General features: G+C 68.5%; 1 pseudogene. It reads right to left on the reverse strand.

The features are described 5' to 3' along the window. Positions 1-232, reverse strand: a pseudogene (locus IO36_RS36255) (RNA-guided endonuclease TnpB family protein); the annotation flags it as partial.

Below are 232 nucleotides of genomic sequence, written 5' to 3' on the forward strand. Positions count from 1 at the left end.
GATCAGCGCGGTCTTCGTCACGCCGATCGCGGCGTCGGCGGCTTTGCGGGCCATCGTGGACTTGGCGAGGAATTTCGGCTTGAAGTCCTCGACGGCGAGTTGGTCGAAGTCGCGGGCGATGGTCTTGGCCCATTTGCGGCCGGTGTCCTGGCGCTGCCGGGCGACCTTCTTGTGGACCTTGGCCGCCGCGCGGGACGCCGTCCGGTAGCCCTTCGACGCGGCCTTTCCTCGC

Origin of the sequence: Streptomyces aureus (assembly GCF_000725495.1) — a bacterium.
In the GTDB taxonomy this organism is placed as follows: Bacteria; Actinomycetota; Actinomycetes; order Streptomycetales; family Streptomycetaceae; genus Streptomyces; species Streptomyces aureus_B.